The sequence below is a fragment of the Gordonia sp. 852002-51296_SCH5728562-b genome, assembly GCF_001665475.1.
GTDB lineage: Bacteria > Actinomycetota > Actinomycetes > Mycobacteriales > Mycobacteriaceae > Gordonia > Gordonia sputi.
In genome coordinates this window covers 87,671-108,098 of sequence record NZ_LZMI01000008.1, presented here as the reverse complement: position 1 = coordinate 108,098, position 20,428 = coordinate 87,671, and the positions used below count along the sequence as shown (strand labels likewise).

Sequence of the window (20,428 nt, the reverse complement as noted above, 5' to 3'; positions counted from 1 at the left end):
TCGGGGATACCTGCACCGTCCTGGCTTGACTGCTGCGTCGTTCATCGCCGATCCCGACAGTGATTCGGGTAAGCGTCTCTATCGCACAGGTGATCTCGTTCGCGTGGAGGTCGACACGAGTGGCTGGCGAACCGTTGTATATGTCGGTCGCTCGGATCATCAGATCAAGGTTCGCGGATTGCGGATCGAGCTCGGCGAGATCGAATCGGCCATCGGCGATCAGCCGGGGATCGAGGCGGCGATCGTCGTCGGGATAGGGGTACCGGCTGTCACCGAGTTGGCCGCCTACGTCGTACTCGATGGCGACGCCGATCCGGAATCCACCATCGGGTCCGCTCGTGCTTCTGTGGCGCAGCGGCTTCCGGAGTTCATGGTCCCCGCCACCTTCACCGTCCTCGATACATTCCCGCTGACCCCGGTCGGGAAGATCGATCGTCGAGCGCTTCCGCAGCCACAGCGGGCGGTCGCAGAGATCGACGTACCCGCAACCGAAACCGAGCGTGTGATTGTCTCGGTGTTCGCCGACGTGCTCGGGGTCAGCGACGTCTCGGTGACGGCGTCGTTCTTCGACATCGGCGGCAACTCGTTGTCGGCCACCCGTGTGGTTGCTCGGGTTGCCGATGCTCTCGAGGTGGAAATCGGTGTGCGTGAGCTCTTCTCGGCGCCGTCGGCACGCGCTCTCGCGGCCGTTGTCGGCGCAGGAGGTGTGCGACCGACCGTCGCGCTGACGCGTGGATTGCGTCCGCAGTATCCGCCGTTGTCGTACGCCCAGCAACGGATGTGGTTCATCAATCAGTTCGATACCGCGGCCTCCACGTACACCGTGCCGATCGCGCTCGAACTCACCGGCACGCTCGACGTCGCGGCGCTGGAACGGGCGGTGTTCGACGTGGTCGAGCGCCACGAGATCTTGCGCACGGTTTTCCCGATGGATCCCGACGGAGCGCCCTATCAGAACGTCGTGGACATCGAGACCGCGACAGGCCTACTGGAATGGCGCACCACCCTACGAGAAGACGACATCAGCGACTTCGTGTCCGTGGGCTTCGACGTGTCGCGCGACCTGCCCATCCGCGTGCTGCTGTGCTCGCACGACGACGAGCGCCACCTACTCGTCTTCGCGTTGCACCACATCGCAGCTGACGGCGAATCGTTGACCCCGTTGGTATCGGACGTCGTCGCAGCCTATCTCCGACGCCGCTCGCCTGACGCTGCCACTGACCTGCCGCAACTTCCGGTACAGTTCGTCGACGTCGCGCTGTGGCAGCGCCGCGTGCTCGGCGCGCTCGGCGACCCGGAATCGCCGCTTGCGCAACAGATGTCGTACTGGACTCGTCAACTCGACGGCATTCCCGAAGTCATCGAGCTACCGACCGACCGACCGCGGCCCGCAGTAGCCTCGCATCGCGGCGCGATGCTCGACTTCGATATCCCAGGCGATCTCTCCGCCGGAATCGCTTCGCTCGCCAAAACTCTCGGCGTCACCGAGTTCATGGTCACCCATGCAGCTTTCGCGCTTCTGCTCTCGCGTATAACCGCAACCGATGACGTGGTTATCGGAACGCCGGTGGCCGGGCGCGGCCGTGCGGAACTGGACCCGCTGATCGGGATGCTGGTCAACACTCTTGTGCTTCGGACAAGCGTCGACCCTGCCGCAGGTTTCGCCCACTTGGCGCGGAGCATCAAGGCGCGCGATGTCGAGGCATTCGCGCACGCCGATGTCCCGTTCGAGTCGCTGGTCGACGCGATGAAACCGACACGCTCGGAGGCATTTTCGCCGCTGTTCCAGGTGATGTTGACCTACTCCGCCGACCACGGCGCGGCGTCGCGCGAATTGGCAAGACTCGGCGACCTGACCGTTCGCCGGGTCGACACCGACGTCGTACCCGCGCAAGTTGATCTGACGCTGGGTATCGTGGCCACACCGAACGGTTGGCGCGCAAGCCTCGTCTACGCCACCGACCTGTTCGACGAGTCGACAATCATCGGTCTGCGAAACATGTTCCTGCGCATAGTGCGTGAGGTTCTCGACGATCCATCACGTCCCGTCGGCGACATCCCGGTGCTCACCGACGCCGACCAATGTGACATCGTCGCACTCGGCGAGGGGCCGCGGGTGCAGATCGAGCCGCGCACACTTGTTGACGTTATCGGAGCAGATCGGGGTGCCGCGCCGCACGTACTGCGGGCGGGTGACCGGACGGTCGTGCGTGACGAGTTCGACGCACACGTCGCCGTGCTCGCACGCAGACTGATCGCGGCAGGCGTCGGGCCGGATGTAGCGGTCGGGGTCTGTATCGACCGATCTGTGGAGCTGCTGGTCGCTGTACACGCCGTGATCGCCGCGGGCGGGCACTACGTGCCGATCGACACCGATGCGCCGGTAGAGCGCGCGGAGTACATGGTGCAGACGGCCGGCGTATCCGTGATGCTCGTAGCCGCCGGACTGCTTCCGGTGCCGGTCGGCGCCCTGGGGAACGTCGACGTCGTCGAGGTCGACTGCAACGCAGCCGAACTCGCTGAGGATGCTGATCGGCGGCCGATCACCGACGACGAGCGCATCCGGCCGTTGGGGCCAGACGACGCGGCCTACACGCTGTTCACGTCGGGGTCCACTGGCCGGCCCAAGGGCGTCACGGTGTCACACCGCGCGATCACCAACCGCATCGCGTGGATGCAAGGTGCGTACGGGCTGACCGCCGACGACGTCGTCCTCCAGAAGACCCCGTACACGTTCGATGTCTCGGTGTGGGAGTTGTTCTGGCCGTTCATGGTCGGCGCAACTCTGGTGATCGCTGCGCCGAGGGCGCATGGCGACGCGGAGTACTTGGCGGATGTCATTGCGGCAGAAGGTGTCACCGTGGCGCATTTCGTGCCTTCGATGCTCGCCGCGTTCGTCGCTGCGCATGGAAACACGCATGCCCCGTCCACCACTACCCCGTCCACCGATCCGCTGAACTCCATGCGTCAGATCTTCACCTCGGGTGAGGCGCTCACTCCGGCGACGGCGTCTGCGGCAGTGGCGCGCATGCGTGGCGTCGAACTCCACAACCTGTACGGGCCAACCGAAGCTGCGGTCGACGTGACCGCGCAGGTGGTTAATGAAGGTATGGCGACCGTGCCGATCGGCACGCCGGTCTGGAACACCGACGTCTACGTGCTCGACGACCGCCTGCATGCGGTTCCCCGGGGCGTCGTCGGAGAGTTGTATCTCGGTGGCGTCCAGCTGGCGCGTGGATACGCATCCCGACCCGATCTCACAGCCGAGCGATTCGTCGCGGCACCGGTGGGCGAGGGGAGCGGGCGACGCCTCTACCGAACCGGTGATCTCGTGCGGTGGAGCGCCGCCGGAGAGCTGGAATACCTGGGGCGAAGCGATTTTCAGGTCAAGTTGCGCGGACAACGCCTCGAACTCGGCGAGATCGAGGCGGTGCTCGACACCGCTCCAGGAGTGATTCATGCGGCAGCCGCCGTGGTGAGAGCACCTGGTGGAGCTGACCACCTCGTCGGGTATGTGTCTGGACCCGGCGTGGTAGATCTCGACGCTGTCGTCGAGTCGCTCGGTGCACGGCTACCCGAATACATGCGACCAACCATGTGGGTTGTGCTCGACTCCATGCCGAGGAGCTCGTCCGGCAAGATCGATCGCAAGCTGCTACCGGCACCAGACTTCGGCGAGACCACCGCGTTCGTGGAGCCTGTGACAGAGAGCGAGCGGCTTGTCGCGTCGGTGATGGCGGCCGTCCTTGGCATGTCGGCGATCTCGGTGACGGAGTCGTTCTTCACGCTCGGCGGCGATTCGATCATGTCGATCCAGTTGTCGTCGCTTTTGCGAGCGGCCGGCGTTGCTGTCACGCCGCGACAGATCTTCGAGCATCCGTCTGCGCGTGCACTCGCGCAGGTGTCCGGACATGTCGTCGCACCACCTCTGAACGAACTTCCCGGCGGCGCGAGGGGCCGTGTCGCGGTTCCCCCGGTCGCACAGTGGATGATCGACCTTTCCTCGAAGCCGGCTGATCTCGACGATTTCGCGCAGGCGGCTGTCTTCACACTTCCCGAGTCGGTGTCGACCGACGACGTGCGTGAACTCCTGACCGCGATGATCGAGAACCATCCGTCACTCGCATCGGCGATGAGGGCTGACGATGCCGGACTCTGGTTGGACATCGGTGTGGGACAGCTGACGGCTGGCGTCACCGAGGTGCGTACCGACGCACGTCCTGGTGAGATAGCGTTTTCCGACGCGATCGAACGCGCGCACCGCGATGCCGCAGGACGCCTGCATCCCGAGACGGGCACCCTCCTACACGCGGTCGTGGTGCGCGCCGAAGCGCCGTCGTCGGGTCGGCTGCTGATTGTCATCCATCACCTCGGGGTTGATGCGGTCTCGTGGGGAGTAGTGGCAACCGAACTGGCTCTGGGTGTCGCGCAACTGCGAGCGGGCGAGGCGATCGCGCTACCCGCGGAGCGGACGTCGTTCCGTAGGTGGTTGGTGGCCCTGACCGAACTTGCAGAGGATCGACGCGCCGACGTCAAGTTCTGGGAGCGACAATTGCCCACGGGCACACCGCTGTTCGGTGTTGCTGCCGATCCCGTCCGCGATCGGATGTCGGAGGTGTCGTCGCTGCGTCGTGAGTTGCGGCCCGACATCGGTGAGGCGCTTTCCGATACCGCGGCGGCGTTCCGCGCCGGTCCGTCGGATCTACTCCTCGCCGCGTTGGTCGCAGCCCTAGGCGATGCGGCGGGTCGTGAGCGCGTGTCGGTTCTTGTCGAGGGCCACGGTCGCGCGGAACAGGCGGTCCCCGGTGCCGACGTCTCGGGAACCGTCGGATGGTTCACCTCGGTGGTACCCGTCGAGCTCAACGCGACCGGAACGCCCGCCGCCGTCGCCAAGAGTGTCAAGGACGCCCTTCGTACGCTTCCCGACGGCGGCCTGTCGTTCGGACCGTTGCGTTACCTCGTCGACGACTCGCCGCTAGCTGGTCGTGCGCTCCCTGAGGTTGTCTACAACCACCTCGGCGTCACCGGCCGAGGTTCGAAAGATACTGCGGGACAAGACAGTGTGATGCCAGCGCCGGAGCGGTACAGCTTGCCGCCATCGGCGTCGGGGCGTGCCGGCGCACAGGGCGTGCTTTCGGTGACCTCCGAGATGACCGGTGACGGCCGCGTGATCGCACAGTTCGACTCCTCGTCGCACCGCGTCGACGACGCGACCGTGGCACGTATCGCAGATCGATGGGAAGAGGTTCTGGGCCGGCTCGTCGCGCATGTGGCCGAGGTCGGCGACCCCGGGCTCAGCACGAGCGACGTGATCGGTGCACAGCACTCCCAGGCAGCTCTCGACGACATCGCTGTGCGCTACCCGGCAGCTGGCGTGTGGCCGACGACGGCGCTGCAAACGGGGCTCTATTTCGAGTCTGCAACGACCATGACGTCGGGGCTCGGTGACCTCGACGTCTATGTTGTGCAGACTGCGATCGATCTCACGGGCCCGCTGGATGAGACGAGGCTCAACGAGGCAGCCGACGAGTTGCTTCGCAGGCATCGGGTGCTGCGCGCGGGCTTTACGACGACCCTGTCCGGTCACGTCGTGAGCGTCGTCCCAGATGTGCTGTCGGTCCCGTTCGAGGTCGTGGACCTGTCGGCGGATGCGGCAGACGACGCCGCCGCGCGCGCCGACGAGATTGCAGATGAGCAGCGCCGCAATCCATTTGACCCTGCAGACCCGCCGCTCATCCGGTTCGTCGTCGTGCGTCTGCCCGACAATCGATCCCGACTGTTGGTGACCAATCACCATCTTATTCTCGACGGCTGGTCGGGCCCGATCGTGCTCGCCGATCTCTTTGCGCTATACCACGGAGCGACGCCGCCGCCGCCCGAGCGGGACTTCGAGGACTTCCTGCGTTGGCTCGACACGCGTGACCGCGCCGCGGCCCGCCATGCGTGGGCGAGACTGCTCGCCGAGGTCGAGGGACCGACGCTGCTCGCGGGAGGACGTGACGCGGAGACCGTCTCACTGCCAAGAGATCTCGAACTCCGAGTGGCCCCGGACGTGACAGGGCAGCTTACTGATCTTGGAAGACGGGCGGGCGCGACACTCGCGACCGTTCTGGAGTACGCGTGGGCTCTTGTGCTGTCGCGACTGACGGGTCAGAGCACCGTTGTGTTCGGCGAGACCGTGTCCGGCAGGCCTGCAGACCTCGACGGTGCGGAGTCGATGACCGGCCTGTTCATCAACACACTGCCGGTTGTCGTGGACGTCGACGGCTCGCGCACTTCGGTTGAAGAGATCGCAGATCTGCAGTCGCGCAAAGCATCTCTGCTCGACCACCAGCACCTCGGCCTCGGCGAGATACTGTCACTCACCGACGAGCAGGCGTTGTTCGACACGCTGACCGTGTACGAGTCGTACCCCGTCGACGCCACCGCGTTCGACACACCTGCGGAGAATACCGATGCAGGAGGCAACTCGGGGTCCCGCGACGTATCGGGAGCTGATGAGGTCAATTCGACCGCCGGTCACGACACACTCGCGATCACCAAAGTGTCGGGATCCGATGCGACACATTATCCGCTGAACATGGCGGCCGCGCCGATCGACGGCGGGCTCCGCGTGACCCTCAAGTACCTCGCCTCGGTGTTCGGCGAGCACGAAGTCGAGAGGCTCGGGCTGCTTTTGCTCCGTGTCCTCAGCGGCCTGGCCGCCGGTCCGGAGCGTGCGGTGGGTGACATCGCGTTGATGACCCAGCAGGAATCACAACGGCTTGCTCCGGTCCGCGGCGATGGTGGGGGCCAACAGCCTCTACCAGTGCACAGCTGGCTGGCCTCACGGCCGTTGAATCCGCAGCGTCACGCACTGGTATGCGGTGCAGAGCAGATGACCTACGCATCGTTTGACGCGGCCCGAAATCGCCTGGCACGTGCCCTGATCGCGCGCGGCATCGGACCCGGATCGGTTGTGGCGGTCGGAATCGAGCGTTCCATCGACTCGGTCGTCGCGATGTGGTCAGTGCTCTCGTCCGGAGCCGCGTACGTGCCCGTCGATCCGACGCTGCCCGCTGATCGAATCGCCTACATGCTCGCCGATTCCGGTGTCACGGTCGGTCTGACGACGACCGGAGCCATCTCGTCGCTCGACACATCCGAGGCCGAATGGATCGTGATCGACGACGAGCGCGAGGTAGGAGTGCTCGCAAAGCTGCCCGCCACGCCGATCCTCGACAGTGAACTTGCGCGGCAACCGACCGTCGACGATCTCGCCTACCTGATCTACACGTCGGGTTCCACCGGGCTGCCCAAGGCGGTCGCGGTCACTGCTCGCGGCATCACCACTATGGTGGCCGCCCAGGCAGCGGTTTCGGGGCGTGGCGACGACGTTCGCGTGCTGCACGTCGCTTCCCCGAGTTTCGACGCCTCGTTCTTCGAGATGGCGTGGGCGCTGGGAACGGGTGCGACACTGGTGATCTCGCCGGCAGGCACCTATGGCGGAGCCGGTCTGGAGGCGGTCATCGCCGAGCATGCGGTGACCGACATGGTGATCACGCCATCGGTGCTGGCAACCCTCGACCCCGATCGCGTGACAACGCTGCGCCATCTCGCCACGGCAGGCGAGGCATGCCCGCCGGAACTCGTCGCCCGCTGGGCGCGCGACCCGCGGACGATGGTCAACCTCTACGGTCCATCGGAATCGACGGTGTGGGCGACGTCGGCTGTGCTCGTGGCCGACGAGCCGGTCACCATCGGACGGCCGATTCCCGGATTCTCTGTCTGTGTGCTCGACGAGCGGCTGCATCCAGTCCCTGTCGGCATGGTGGGGGAGTTGTACCTGATGGCCGACGGCCTCGCGCGCGGCTACCTCGGACGCGAGTCGCTGACCGCGGCGACGTTCGTAGCGAACCCGTGGGGCGAGTCCGGTTCCCGGATGTATCGCACCGGCGATCTGGCGCGGTGGGACGAGTCGGACAAACTGTCATTTGCGGGGCGCGCCGACTTCCAGGTCAAGATCAACGGTCAGCGTGTGGAGATCGGCGAAATCGACGCGGCACTAACCGATCTCGACGATATCGCGACCGCTGTCACGATCGGTGTGGCCGGGCCGCGATCATCCACGAGGCTCGTTTCCTACGTGGTCCCGATGGTCGGCGCGACGCTCGTCGAGGAGTCTGTCCGCGAGGCGCTTTCTGGCCGTCTCGCCGCTTACATGGTGCCCACTCGGATACTCGTTATTGACGAGCTCCCACTGACGCCGACCGGCAAGTTGGACCGAAACGCACTGCCGAAAGCCGAGTTCGGAGGCAGCGAGCACGTCGCACCCGTCGACGCCGCCGAAGCGCGTATCGCGGCGATCTACGCCGACGTGCTCGGTGTCGAGCATGTTTCTGTCGCTGATTCGTTCTTCGCGCTCGGCGGAGACAGCATTCTGTCGATCCAGCTCACCCAGGCGCTGCGCGCCGTCGACGTCCATGTGACACCGCGCGAGATCTTCGAACTACGCTCGCCGCGCGCCCTCGCACGTTCCGCCCGAACCCAGGCGCCGACGCTGCCGGAGCTACCCGGCGGAGGGACCGGGCAGGTGCCGATCGGCCCGATGATCGCATGGATGCTCGAACATGCCGACAGTCCGGCGGATTATGTGGATTTCGCGCAATGGCTGGTGTTCACTCTGCCGGAAGCGGTCGATGAGACGCAGCTTGCCGATATCGGGCGCGCGTTAAGCTCGGCGCACCCGATGCTGACCGCGGCGCTGACGGTCAACGGCGAGAGTGTCGAACTGATCGCAGGTGCAACGGAATTCGACGACGATGCGGCTCGCATAGTGACGGTCGACACCACGGATGTCGGCACGCAGGCGTTCGCGTACGCGCTCGACGCCGAGCACGCGGCGGCACTGTCGCGCCTCGATCCGGCCCGCGGTCGTCTGATGCAACTGGTCGGTCTGAGGCCTGAAAACGGTTCGGTTGGACGACTTCTCGTCGTCGCTCATCACCTCGCCGTCGACGCCGTGTCGTGGTCGATCCTGGCTACCGATCTCGCCGTCGCATGGGGCAGGCTGGGCTCGGGTGAACGAATCGAGTTGGGTTCGCAGGCAACGTCATTCCGTCGTTGGGAGACGGCGCTCGCGCAGTTGGCCATGGACCGCGAAGCGGAACTGCCACTGTGGAGCGACGCGCTACGCGGAGCCGACGTCTTCGGTCCGCTCGACCGAGTGCGTGACAGACTGTCGACAATGCGGGTGACGACGGTAGTTGTTCCGTCGGGCATCACGCACAGTGTCCTGGGGTCGACCGCAGCGGCATTCCGCACCGGGCCATCGGAGATCTTCCTCGCCGCGCTGGCACTCGCGCTGTCGGGTCACGTTGACGTGCAGGACGAGTCGACGGGAATCGGCGTACTCGTCGAGGGCCACGGTCGTGAGGAACACGCGATCGCTGGCGCCGACCTCTCGAGAACAGTCGGCTGGTTCACCGCTCTGGCGCCCGTTGTGCTGCCAGCGGTCCCCGGCCGTCCAGGGGCTACAGAACTCGAACAAGCGGTTATCGGAGCAACGGTGAAGGCCGTCAAGGAGGCGCTTGCGGCGCAACCGGACAAGGGACTCGCCTTCGGTGCGCTGCGCTATCTCGGCGACGCCCCGTTGCGTGACGCCGCGCTTCCCTCGATCACCTTCAATTATCTCGGTGCTGGCGCCGCGGGTGCAGGTGACATCGACCTCGACGAGGTCGGGCGGAGCGCGATCGTGCCGGTGGCGGACCAACCGCGACTGACGTCGGCGGGCTCCGGTGCGATGGTGGCGCCGGCGGCACTCGCGATCAACGTTTCCACTGTTCCCGGTGCGAATGGCCGAGAGCTGCGTGCCGAGTTCGCATTTCCCGTCGGTGCGGTCGACGCCGCCACAGTCGACGAGATCTCGGCGGCGTGGGCGCGCGCGGTCGGCGCGATCGCTGACTACGCGGAGTCTGTCGGTGATCCTGGACTCAGCCCGTCCGATATCGCGGGGATGGAACTCACCCAAGGTGACCTCGACGCCGTGGACGCCAGGTATCCAGGTGCGGAAGTCTGGGCGGTGTCGCCGCTGCAGGCCGGTCTGTACTTCGAAGCGGGCATGGCGTCGCAGCGCCGTGTCGGCGACGTCTACGTGGTGCAGTCGGCGATCGAACTCGGCGGCGACGTCGATGCCGAGCGGTTCGAACGGGCGGTTGCCGCGCTGATGCAGCGACATCGCGTTCTGCGATCGGCTTTCGTCGAGACGTCGGGCGGCGAGGTACTCACGGTGGTGCCGCAGTCGGTGCAGACACCATGGCGCTTTGTCGAGCTGCGGGACCGCGACGATGCTGACGCCGCGCTCGCCGACCTGGCGCGGGAAGAACTCGAGCGTCCCTTTGATCTCGCGGTGCCGCCGTTGATCAGGTTCGCACTTGTCGCACTGCCCGCCGGTGACCACCGGCTCCTGATCACCAACCACCATCTCCTTCTCGACGGTTGGTCTGGTCCGCTGGTCATCGCCGATCTGTTCACCGCGTATGCCACGGACGCGCCTCTGGCGAATGACGACACCGCGCCCGACTACGAGAGTTTCCTCGTGTGGCTGGCCCGCACCGATCGTCGCGCCGGCATCTCAGCCTGGCGCGATCTGCTCGCCGAGATCGACGGACCGACACTGGTTGCGGGCGGGCGCGTCGCCGCAGTTGCAGAACCCGCCGACCACACCGTCGACCTCGACGCTGCCACTGCTGATGCGCTCACCGATCTGTCGCGCTCGACCGGCGCGACGATGAGCAGCATCTTCCAATTCGCCTGGGCCACACTGCTCGCCAGGCTGACGGGACGGTCGACAGTCACCTTCGGCGAGACCGTGTCGGGCAGGCCGGCCGATCTCGACGGCGTCGACTCGATGGTCGGTCTGTTCATCAACACGCTGCCTGTTGTCGCGAACGTGGCTCCAGGACAGCAGATCTCGGCGGCGCTGCGCGACTTCCAGACTGTCAAGTCGGGACTGCTCGATCATCAGCACGTCGGGCTCGCGGAGATCATGGCAGAGTCGGGCGCCACACAGCTCTTCGACACCCTCACCGTCTACGAGTCGTATCCGGTGGATACCAGTGCCGCAACGGGGCTCGACCTGGCAGGCATGAGTGTGCTCGGCGTCGAGGGGCATGACGCAACGCACTATCCGCTGAATCTTGCCGTCTCGCCGATCAGTGGCGGACTGCGCGTGACGGTGAAGTATCTGCGCGGTGTGTTCGACGACGCCGAGGTCGACCGATTCGGCGACATGCTCGTCACGATCCTGAAGGCGTTCGCCGCGAGTCCAGATAGCGCCGTCGGCGACATCGACATGCTCTCCGTGTCAGAGCGTGCACGACTCGTACCTGCCACCGGAGGGGTCGCCGTCGAAGGCATCCCCATGGTCGACTTACTGGCGACTCGCCCAGGACAACCGCATTCCGTTGCAGCGATCTGTGGTGACCGCGAGCTCGACCACGACGAATTCGAAGCCCGCACCAACGAGCTTGCCCGACTGTTGATCGCGCACGGAGTTGGACCGGGAGTCGTTGTCGCCGTTGCGATCACACGGTCGATTGAATCGGTGATCGCGGTCTGGTCTGTTCTCAAGACCGGCGCCGCCTATCTACCGGTCGATCCGGCGCTGCCTGCTGAGCGCATTGGGCACATGCTCAACGATTCCGGAGTGCGGACCGGGCTGACGGTGTCGAGATACGCCGCCGGCCTGGTGAGTGCGACGTCCGAACCGGAGTGGATACAACTTGATGACCCACGCACCGTCGGACGTCTCGACGTGCTCTCCTCGGCACCGATCGGGCGCGGAGAAGTGCTCGGCACGCCACGCGTTGACGACGCGGCATACGTCATCTACACCTCGGGCTCGACCGGCAAGCCGAAGGGTGTCGTCGTCTCGGCGCGCGGTGTCGCCAATCTTCTCGCGGCCCAACGGGATATCTCCGGAACCGGTGACGACGTGCGGATTCTCCATGTCGCGTCACCGAGTTTCGACGCCTCGTTCTTCGAAATGGTGTGGGCCATCGGACTCGGTGTCCCGCTTGTGGTCTCGCCCGCCGATGTCTTCGCTGGAGCAGAGCTCGAACGCGTGATCGTCGAAGGCAAGGTCACCGATCTCGTCGTGACCCCGTCGGTGTTGGCAACGCTGTCGCCCGAGGTGCTGCGCACGGTCCGGCACGTGACGACCGCCGGCGAGGCGATCTCTCCCGATCTCGTGGAGCGGTGGATCTCGGCCGGACACACCATGATCAACCTCTATGGGCCGTCGGAAGCCACGGTGTGGTCGACGTCCGCGCGGCTACGAACGGGTGCGCCGGTAACCATCGGAGCCCCGATCCGGGGCGTTGATGTCGTCGTTCTCGACGAACGCCTCCATCCCGTGCCCGTGGGAGTGATCGGCGAGCTCTACATATCGGGGGAGTCCACCGCTGTGGGCTACCTGAACCGTCCGGGTCTGACCGCTCAACGCTTCGTCGCCAATCCCTTCGGTGCCCCGGGGAGTCGTCTGTACCGCACCGGGGACATGGTGCGCTGGCGCACCGCGGGCGATCTCGAGTTCGCCGGCCGCGCCGATTTCCAGGTGAAGGTGAACGGCCAACGCGTCGAACTCGGTGAGATCGACGCTGCGCTCGCCGCCGACCCGGCGGTGGCCTCCTCGGTCACCATCGGTGTCAAGGACCGCGACGGCACCACTCGGGTAGTCGCCTACGTGGTGGCCGCGGAGGGCGACGCCCACGCGGCGGCGAACGGCAATCTGTCCGACGACCTCACCGCGGCGCTGGCGCGTCGGCTGCCGAGTTATATGGTTCCCGCGGCCATCATGGTGATCGATACGATGCCGGTCACGCCGCTGGGCAAACTCGACCGGAAAGCGCTCCCGGCGCCTGAGTTCGTCGTCGGGGAGCGGGTGTCACCCGCCGATAGCACCGAGCAGGCGATCGCCGACATCTACGCCGACGTGCTCGGTGTCGACGACGTCTCGGTCACCGACTCGTTCTTCGACATCGGTGGTCATTCGTTGAGCGCCACCAAAGTTGCGGCCAGAGTCGGTGACCATTTCGGTGTCCAGGTGGGTGTGAGAGACATCTTCGACGCCCCGAGCGTCCGGGCCTTGGCGGTGCGCGTACGGCCGGTATCCGGGGACCCGGCAGGTGTGCGAAGACGCGCCATTTCGGCTTATCGGCCGAGACCGCACCGTATTCCGCTGACATTCGCACAGCAGCGGATCTGGTTCATCAACCGTTACGATCCTAGTTCGCCCGCGTACAACATCCCGGTTGCGCTGCGTCTGCGCGGAGAAGTCGACCCGGTCGCACTCCGGTCGGCCCTGATCGACGTCGTCGGCCGCCACGAGGTGCTGCGCTCGACCTTCCCCGCTGACGAGGTCGGTCCACACCAGGTGGTTGTCACCGTCGACGAGGCCGCTCGCCTGCTGGACTGGGAGGTGGGCACCGACGCTGCCGCCGCGCTTGCGACAACGGCCACGGGGTTCGATGTCGCCCATGAGCTACCGATCCGGGCGCGTCTGTGTCAGAGCACTGCCGGTGACTGGCTGTTCGTGCTCGTCGTCCATCACATCGCCGCCGACGGTGAGTCGATGGGGCCGCTCGTGCGTGACTTCGTGACCGCATACGCGGCGCGCCAGGCGGGCAGCACCACGCCGTTAAACACACTCGAGGTCCAGTTCGCCGACGTCGCATTGTGGCAGCGCGACGAGCTCGGTTCCGTCGACGACGCCAACTCCGTGGTCGCACGTCAACTCGATTACTGGACAACGCAGTTGAGTGGCATCCCGGATGTCCTGGAACTGCCGACGGATCGGGAGCGGCCCACAGTCGCGTCGATGCGCGGCGCGCTGGTCCGCTTCGACATCCCGGCCACGACGGCGTCATCGATCGCCGCTGTGGCGGCGCGCTACGACATGACGCCGTTCATGGTCGTCCACGCAGCACTTGCGGCGACTCTGGGCCGGTTGGCGGCTTCCGACGACGTCGCCATCAGTGTTCCCCTCGCGGGTCGGGGAAGCAGTGTGCTCGACGACATGGTCGGGATGTTCGTCAATACGCTCGTCTTGCGTACACGGCTTGACTCGGCGCAGACGTTCGCCGAGTTGCTCGCGCAGGTGCGCTCCGATGATCTGGCGGCGTTCGCGAACTCGGACGTACCGTTCGAGTACCTCGTCGACAGAATCAATCCGGTTCGCTCGCAATCCTTCTCGCCGCTGTCCCAGGTGCTTCTGACCTTCGAGCAGCGTGCACTGCCCGAGTTCGCGGGTGGCGAGGTCGGCGGTGGCGAGGTGGCTGGTCTGCTCGTCGAGCCAGTTGCTCCAGCAGTAGTTCCCGCAAAGGTGGATCTGACCGTCGGCATCGCGACGGCGCCTGATGGCCACGACTGGCAGGCGTCGATCATCTATGCCACAGATCTTTTCGACGCAGAGACCGTCGAGACACTCGCGGACCGGCTGGTGAGTGTGCTCGATGCGGCTACCTCCGACGTCGCAACGGCGCTCGGTGACCTCCCGGTTCGTACAGGTGCCGAGATCGCCCGCGACGCACAGACGCCCGCGCCGATCGTGGACAACCCGCACGCCAAGGCGACGCTCGTCGACCTGTTCGCGCAAACCGTCGAGAGGTATTCCGATTCGGTGGCCGTGAGTGACGGGGTCTCGTCGCTGACCTACGCCGAACTCGACACGATGTCGACGCGTGTCGCGGGAGCGTTGCGGACAGAGGGTGTGGTGCCCGGCACCGCGGTCGGGATCGCGCTGTCGCGCGACCCGATACTCGTCGTCGCCATGCTCGGCGTACTCAAGGCTGGCGGAGCGTACGTCCCGCTCGACATCTCGAATCCGCCTGAGCGACTTCGACACATCGTCGACGACTCCGATCCCGCATGCATCCTGGTCGACGACCAGACGGCGAGCACGTTCGCGGCCGACGCGCGGCTGCGCGACATCGCCGGACTGCTGAATCGGGCCGAGACGTTGCCGCCAACACTCCAGGATCCGGGTGCACCGGCCTACATGATCTTCACGTCTGGATCGACCGGCGTGCCCAAGGGCGTTGTCGTCTCACATCGCAACGTCGTCGCGTTGCTCGACAGCGCCTTCGACCATTTCGAGGTCGACGAGAACGACGTTTGGTCGGTCTTCCACTCGTACGCGTTCGACTTCTCCGTCTGGGAGATATGGGGTCCGTTGACCACCGGCGGCCGTGCGGTGATCGTCGGTCGTGACGTCGCGCGAGTGCCGTCGGAGTTCCTCGATCTGCTTGCGGCACAACATGTGACGGTGTTGAGCCAGACGCCGTCGGCCTTCTACCAGCTGATCGATGCGCGAGAGCAGGCGCCGGGAGTCGAACTCGACGTCCGCTACATGGTCTTCGGCGGTGAGGAACTCCGATTCGATCAGGTCGACCGATGGTTCACCTCCTTCCCGACCGATCAGGCACGACTGGTGAACATGTACGGGATCACCGAGACGACAGTCCACGTGACGTTCCGCGAACTCGATCCGACGATCGTGCGGGAGGCCCGCGGCAGCATTGTCGGTGAGCCGCTGTCGTCGTTGGCCATGCTGATCCTCGACGACAGGTTGCGTCCGGTACCCGACGGCACAGTGGGGGAGATCTACGTCCACGGCACGCAGGCGGCGCTTTACTACCACCGACGAGCAGGGCTGACCGCAACACGATTCGTCGCGAATCCCTTCGGGGACAAAGGCGCGCGAATGTATCGCACCGGCGACCGCGGCAGGCGGGTCGGTGCGGAGATCGTGTACCTCGGACGTGGCGACGCTCAGGTCCAGTTGCGAGGCTTCCGAATAGAACTGGGCGAGGTCGAGGCAGCGCTGCGATCCGCGCCCGATGTCTCTTCCGCGGCTGCTCGGGTTGTCTTGATCGACGGCGCGGGCGACCTCCTGGTCGGATACATCGTGGGCGCAGATGATCTCGACTCCGCGGCCGTGCGAGAAGTTGCACGGGTACGGGTTCCGTCGTACATGGTGCCCGACGTCGTGATGCAGATCGACGGACTGCCACTGACCGGAAACGGCAAGCTGGACAGGGCAGCCCTGCCCATCCCCGCACGCACGGGCACAACCGCTTTCGTCGCGCCCGAGACAGCGAACGAACAGATCGTCGCCGGTGTCTTCGCTGACGTTCTCGGACTCGATGAGGTGTCGGTGATCGCGTCGTTCTTCGACCTCGGCGGCAATTCCCTGAGTGCCACTCGGGTGGCGAGCAGGGTCGGCGAAGCCACCGACACCGATGTCTCGGTGCGAGACCTGTTCGACGCGCCGTCCGTCCGCGCGTTGGCGAACCGACTGGATTCAACGTCGTCGGCGTTGCCTCCCATCGAGGCGGTCGACCCGCGACCGCGGATCGTTCCGTTGTCCTTTGCGCAGCAGCGGATGTGGTTCATCAATCAACTCGATCCCGCGTCGCCCGCGTACAACATCCCGCTCACCTTCCGTGTCGACGGCGACCTCGACGTCGCAGCAATGCACGCGGCGGTTCGCGACGTGGTGTCGCGTCACGAGGTCCTCCGAACCTCGTACAGGGTGGTCGACGGTATCGCTTCGCAGTACATTCACTCGCCACAGGATGCGAACGCGATGCTCGATTGGGCGGTGGTGTCGACGTTCGACGACGTGGCGTCGGCTGCGGCGATGGGATTCGACGTGGGTCGAGAACTCCCGATCAGGATCAGGGTGCTCGACGATCCGACCGAAGACGAGACGATACTGCTCTTCGCGCTGCATCACGTGGCCGCAGACGGTGAGTCGCTTCGCCCGTTGACAGCGGATGTCCTCACCGCATACGCGGCGCGCGCGGCCGGTGATGAGCCGCGCTTCACTCCGCTCGACATCCAGTTCGCCGACTACGCGCTGTGGCAGCAGCGAGTGCTCGGATCCGTGGACGATCCGACATCGATTGTCAGTGAGCAACTTTCGTACTGGATGCGAACTCTCGAGGGAATGACCGATGTTCTGGCGCTGCCTACCGACCGGCCGCGTCCAGCCGTCGCGAGCATGCGTGGTCGCCGGATCGAGTTCGAGATCCCGGCCGCCGTCGCACGTACTGTCGACGAGCTGGCACGAGCACACGACGCAACGACTTTCATGGTGATCCACACCGCGCTCGCCACCCTCCTCGCGCGACTGGCGAATTCGTCGGACATCGCGATCGGTACCCCGATCGCGGGGCGCGGCCGAAGTGTGCTCGACGACCTCGTAGGTATGTTCGTGAACACGCTCGTGCTGCGCACCGAGATCCGCGGGGCCGACACCTTCTCCGAGCTCCTCGACGACGTACGGCGAGTCGACCTCGAGGCTTACGCACAACCCGACGTGCCCTTCGAGATGCTCGTGGAGAAGCTCAATCCCACCCGCTCACAATCGTTTGCGCCGCTCGTACAGGTACTTTTGTCGCTCGATCAGAGCGCGGGACCGTCGGGCGATGTGATCGTGTCGACCGACGAACTGACGCTGAGGGCCGTCGACCCGGGTGATCCGCCGGCGCAGGTTGACCTCACCGTCGGCGTGAGTACCCGACCAGACGGCGAACCGTGGCACGGTTCGATCATCTACGCCACCGACCTGTTCGACGAGGCGACGGTCGGGACCCTTGCGCAACGGTTCGTCGCCGTTCTCGCGGCCGCCGGATCGTCGTCCGAACTTCGCGTGGGTGACCTCGATCTGCGGACGCCGACGGAGACACGACTTCTCGACGAATTGGCGGTCGGCGCAGAGGTGGCCGTCGATTCCCGGCTGGTTCCCGACGTCATCGCCGACCAGACACGGCGCAGCCCGAATGCGGTTGCCTTGATATGGGAGGGACGCAAGATCTCGTTCGCAGAGTTCGCGTCCCACGTGAACTCCCTTGGGCGTCGTCTCATCTCGATGGGAGTCGGTCCCGACATCGCGGTTGCGGTATGCATGCCTCGTTCCGCCGCAATGGTCGTGGCAATTCACGCGATCGTCGCCGCAGGTGGGCAATACGTGCCCATCGAAACCACCGTTCCGGCCGAACGAGTGCGCTACATGCTCGACACCGCCGGTGCTGCACTCGTTCTCGCCGATGCCGCCGGAACGCCGGACGCGATCGTCGAACTGGCCACTCACACCCGTGTGGTGCCCGTGGCGCTGGCTGAATCGGCACCGGAAACCTCGCCCATCACCGACGCCGAGCGACTGGCGCCGCTGCATCCCGACAACGCCATGTACACCCTGTTCACGTCCGGGTCGACCGGACGGCCAAAGGGTGTCACGCTGTCGCACTCAGCCGTTGCCAACCGACTGTGGTGGGGACTTGCGCAGCTTCCGATCGACTCGTCGGACGCGGTGATGCTCAAGACGCCATACACATTCGACTGTTCCGTGCCAGAGCTCTTCGCGCCGATGATGGTTGGCGCGCAACAGGTCATCGCTCGCGCCGACGGTCATCTCGACCCGGTGTATCTGTGCCAGCTCATCGAAGAAACCGCCACCACGATGGTGCATTTCGTGCCGTCGATGCTGTCGGTGTTCCTCGACATAGCCGGTGCCGACCGACTTGCCCGCCTCACCACGGTGCGGTTCGTGTCCACGACCGGTGAAGCGTTGCCTCCCAACGTCGCAACCGCGACGCGCGCTCTGATGCCCGAAGCAGCGCTGTTCAACCTGTACGGACCAACCGAAGCCGCAGTCGAGATCACCTACGCCCAGATCGATTCGGTCGCCGGACCGGTCGTTTCCATCGGCGTTCCGGTGTGGAATTCGACAGCCCACGTCCTCGACGCACGTCTGCGCCCGGTCCCGCCGGGCGTGGCAGGCGAGTTGTATGTCGGCGGCGTTCAGCTTGCCAGGGGATACGCCGAGCGGTCTGATCTGACCGCGGAGAGGTTCGTCGCCAATCCCTTCGACTCGAGGGGCGAGCGGATGTACCGGACCGGAGATTTGGTGCGGTGGAACAGCGCAGGCGAGTTGGAGTACCTGGGGCGCACCGACTTCCAGGTGAAGCTGCGCGGTCAGCGCGTCGAGCTCGGGGAGATCGAGGCGGTACTCGCGGCGGCGCCGGGAGTGATTCATGCTGCGGCCACGGTCGCTATCGCCCCGTCGGGTGGCGATCACCTCGTTGCTTACCTTGCGGGCGAGGATCTTTCGCTTGCCGAGGTCAAAGAGCATGTGGCCGGGGTGCTTCCGGAGTTCATGCGGCCGACGGTGTGGATGATGCTCGACGACATCGCGCTCAACTCAGCCGGAAAGCTCGACCGGCGTGCGCTTCCGGCCGCTGAGTTCCGTGAGGAGCGCTACGTCGCTCCCGCGGACGGAACCGAGCAGATCGTCGCTGATGCCTACGCTGCGGTGCTGGAGTCCGACCGAGTGTCGGCGACCGCAGGGTTCTTCGATCTCGGCGGCAACTCGCTGACGGCCACGCAGGTGCTCGCCCATCTACGCGAACGCCTGGGCCCCGACATCGAGTTGGCCTGGGTCTTCGAGGATCCGACGGTCCGTGGTCTTGCCGCGCGCATCGACGGGGATCGCAAGTCCGACCAGGTCTTGCTTCCGCTCAGGGTGGACGGAGCACTGTCTCCGCTGTTCTGCGTTCACCCCGCAGGCGGGCTGGCCTGGTTCTACGGAGGACTCGCACCATATCTGCCCGATCGGCCGATCTACGGACTGCAGGATCCGAACGTCGCCAACGGCGAGCCCAGCCTCCACTCTGTGGAGGATCTGGCGCGCCGTTACGTCGACGAGATTCGCGCCGTGCGTCCCCACGGTCCTTATAGTCTGCTCGGCTGGTCACTCGGCGGCTACATCGCACATGCGATGGCGGTGCTTTTGCAGGAGAGCGGCGAGCGCGTCGAATTCCTGTCGATCATGGATGCGATGCCTGTCGACGACGAGAAGCCGAGGGCAGCCGAAGAAGATCGCGGGGGCCGCGTGAACAACGATCTTGGGCAGCACGACCTCGGAAAGTACGAACTCGGAGAGAACGTGCGCGATGTCCTCGGCGGGTGGCGCGAACTGTTCGACATTCCGGATGACGTGTATGCCGAAACGTCGGACGATCTCGCGACCGTCATCGGGAACGCCATCGCGAAGACCGGACTGCTGACCGGAGACCAGGTTCGACGGGTGATGGACAGCTTCGAGCGATCCGACGATATGGTTCCCCGCCATCGTGCCGGGGTGTTCGACGGTGAACTGCTGTTGTTCACAGCTACTCGGGACCGGCCGGCGGAGGCCGATCTCGCCGCGGCATGGCGCCCGTACGTGACGGGTCGGATCGACAACGTCGATGTGGACTCGCACCATCTCGGGATGGCAGATGCGGAATCTCTCGCCGTCGTGGGCCCACGCCTCGCCGAAGGTCTGCGAAGGCAGAGTAACCGGCAACAGCGCAACTGGCCGGGGAGCGAATCGGGCAGCTGA

General features: G+C 65.5%; 1 protein-coding gene (only partly in view). It reads left to right on the top strand.

Going from position 1 to position 20,428, the window contains the following annotated elements; genetic code table 11:
• A protein-coding gene (locus A5766_RS01545; RefSeq protein WP_156527330.1) for a non-ribosomal peptide synthetase crosses the window boundary here: on the top strand, positions 1–20,428 show its 3' portion. The gene continues 12,485 nt to the left of window position 1, outside the view; 20,428 of the gene's 32,913 nt are visible here — the last part of the coding sequence; the start codon falls outside the window, past its left edge; the stop codon is at positions 20,426–20,428.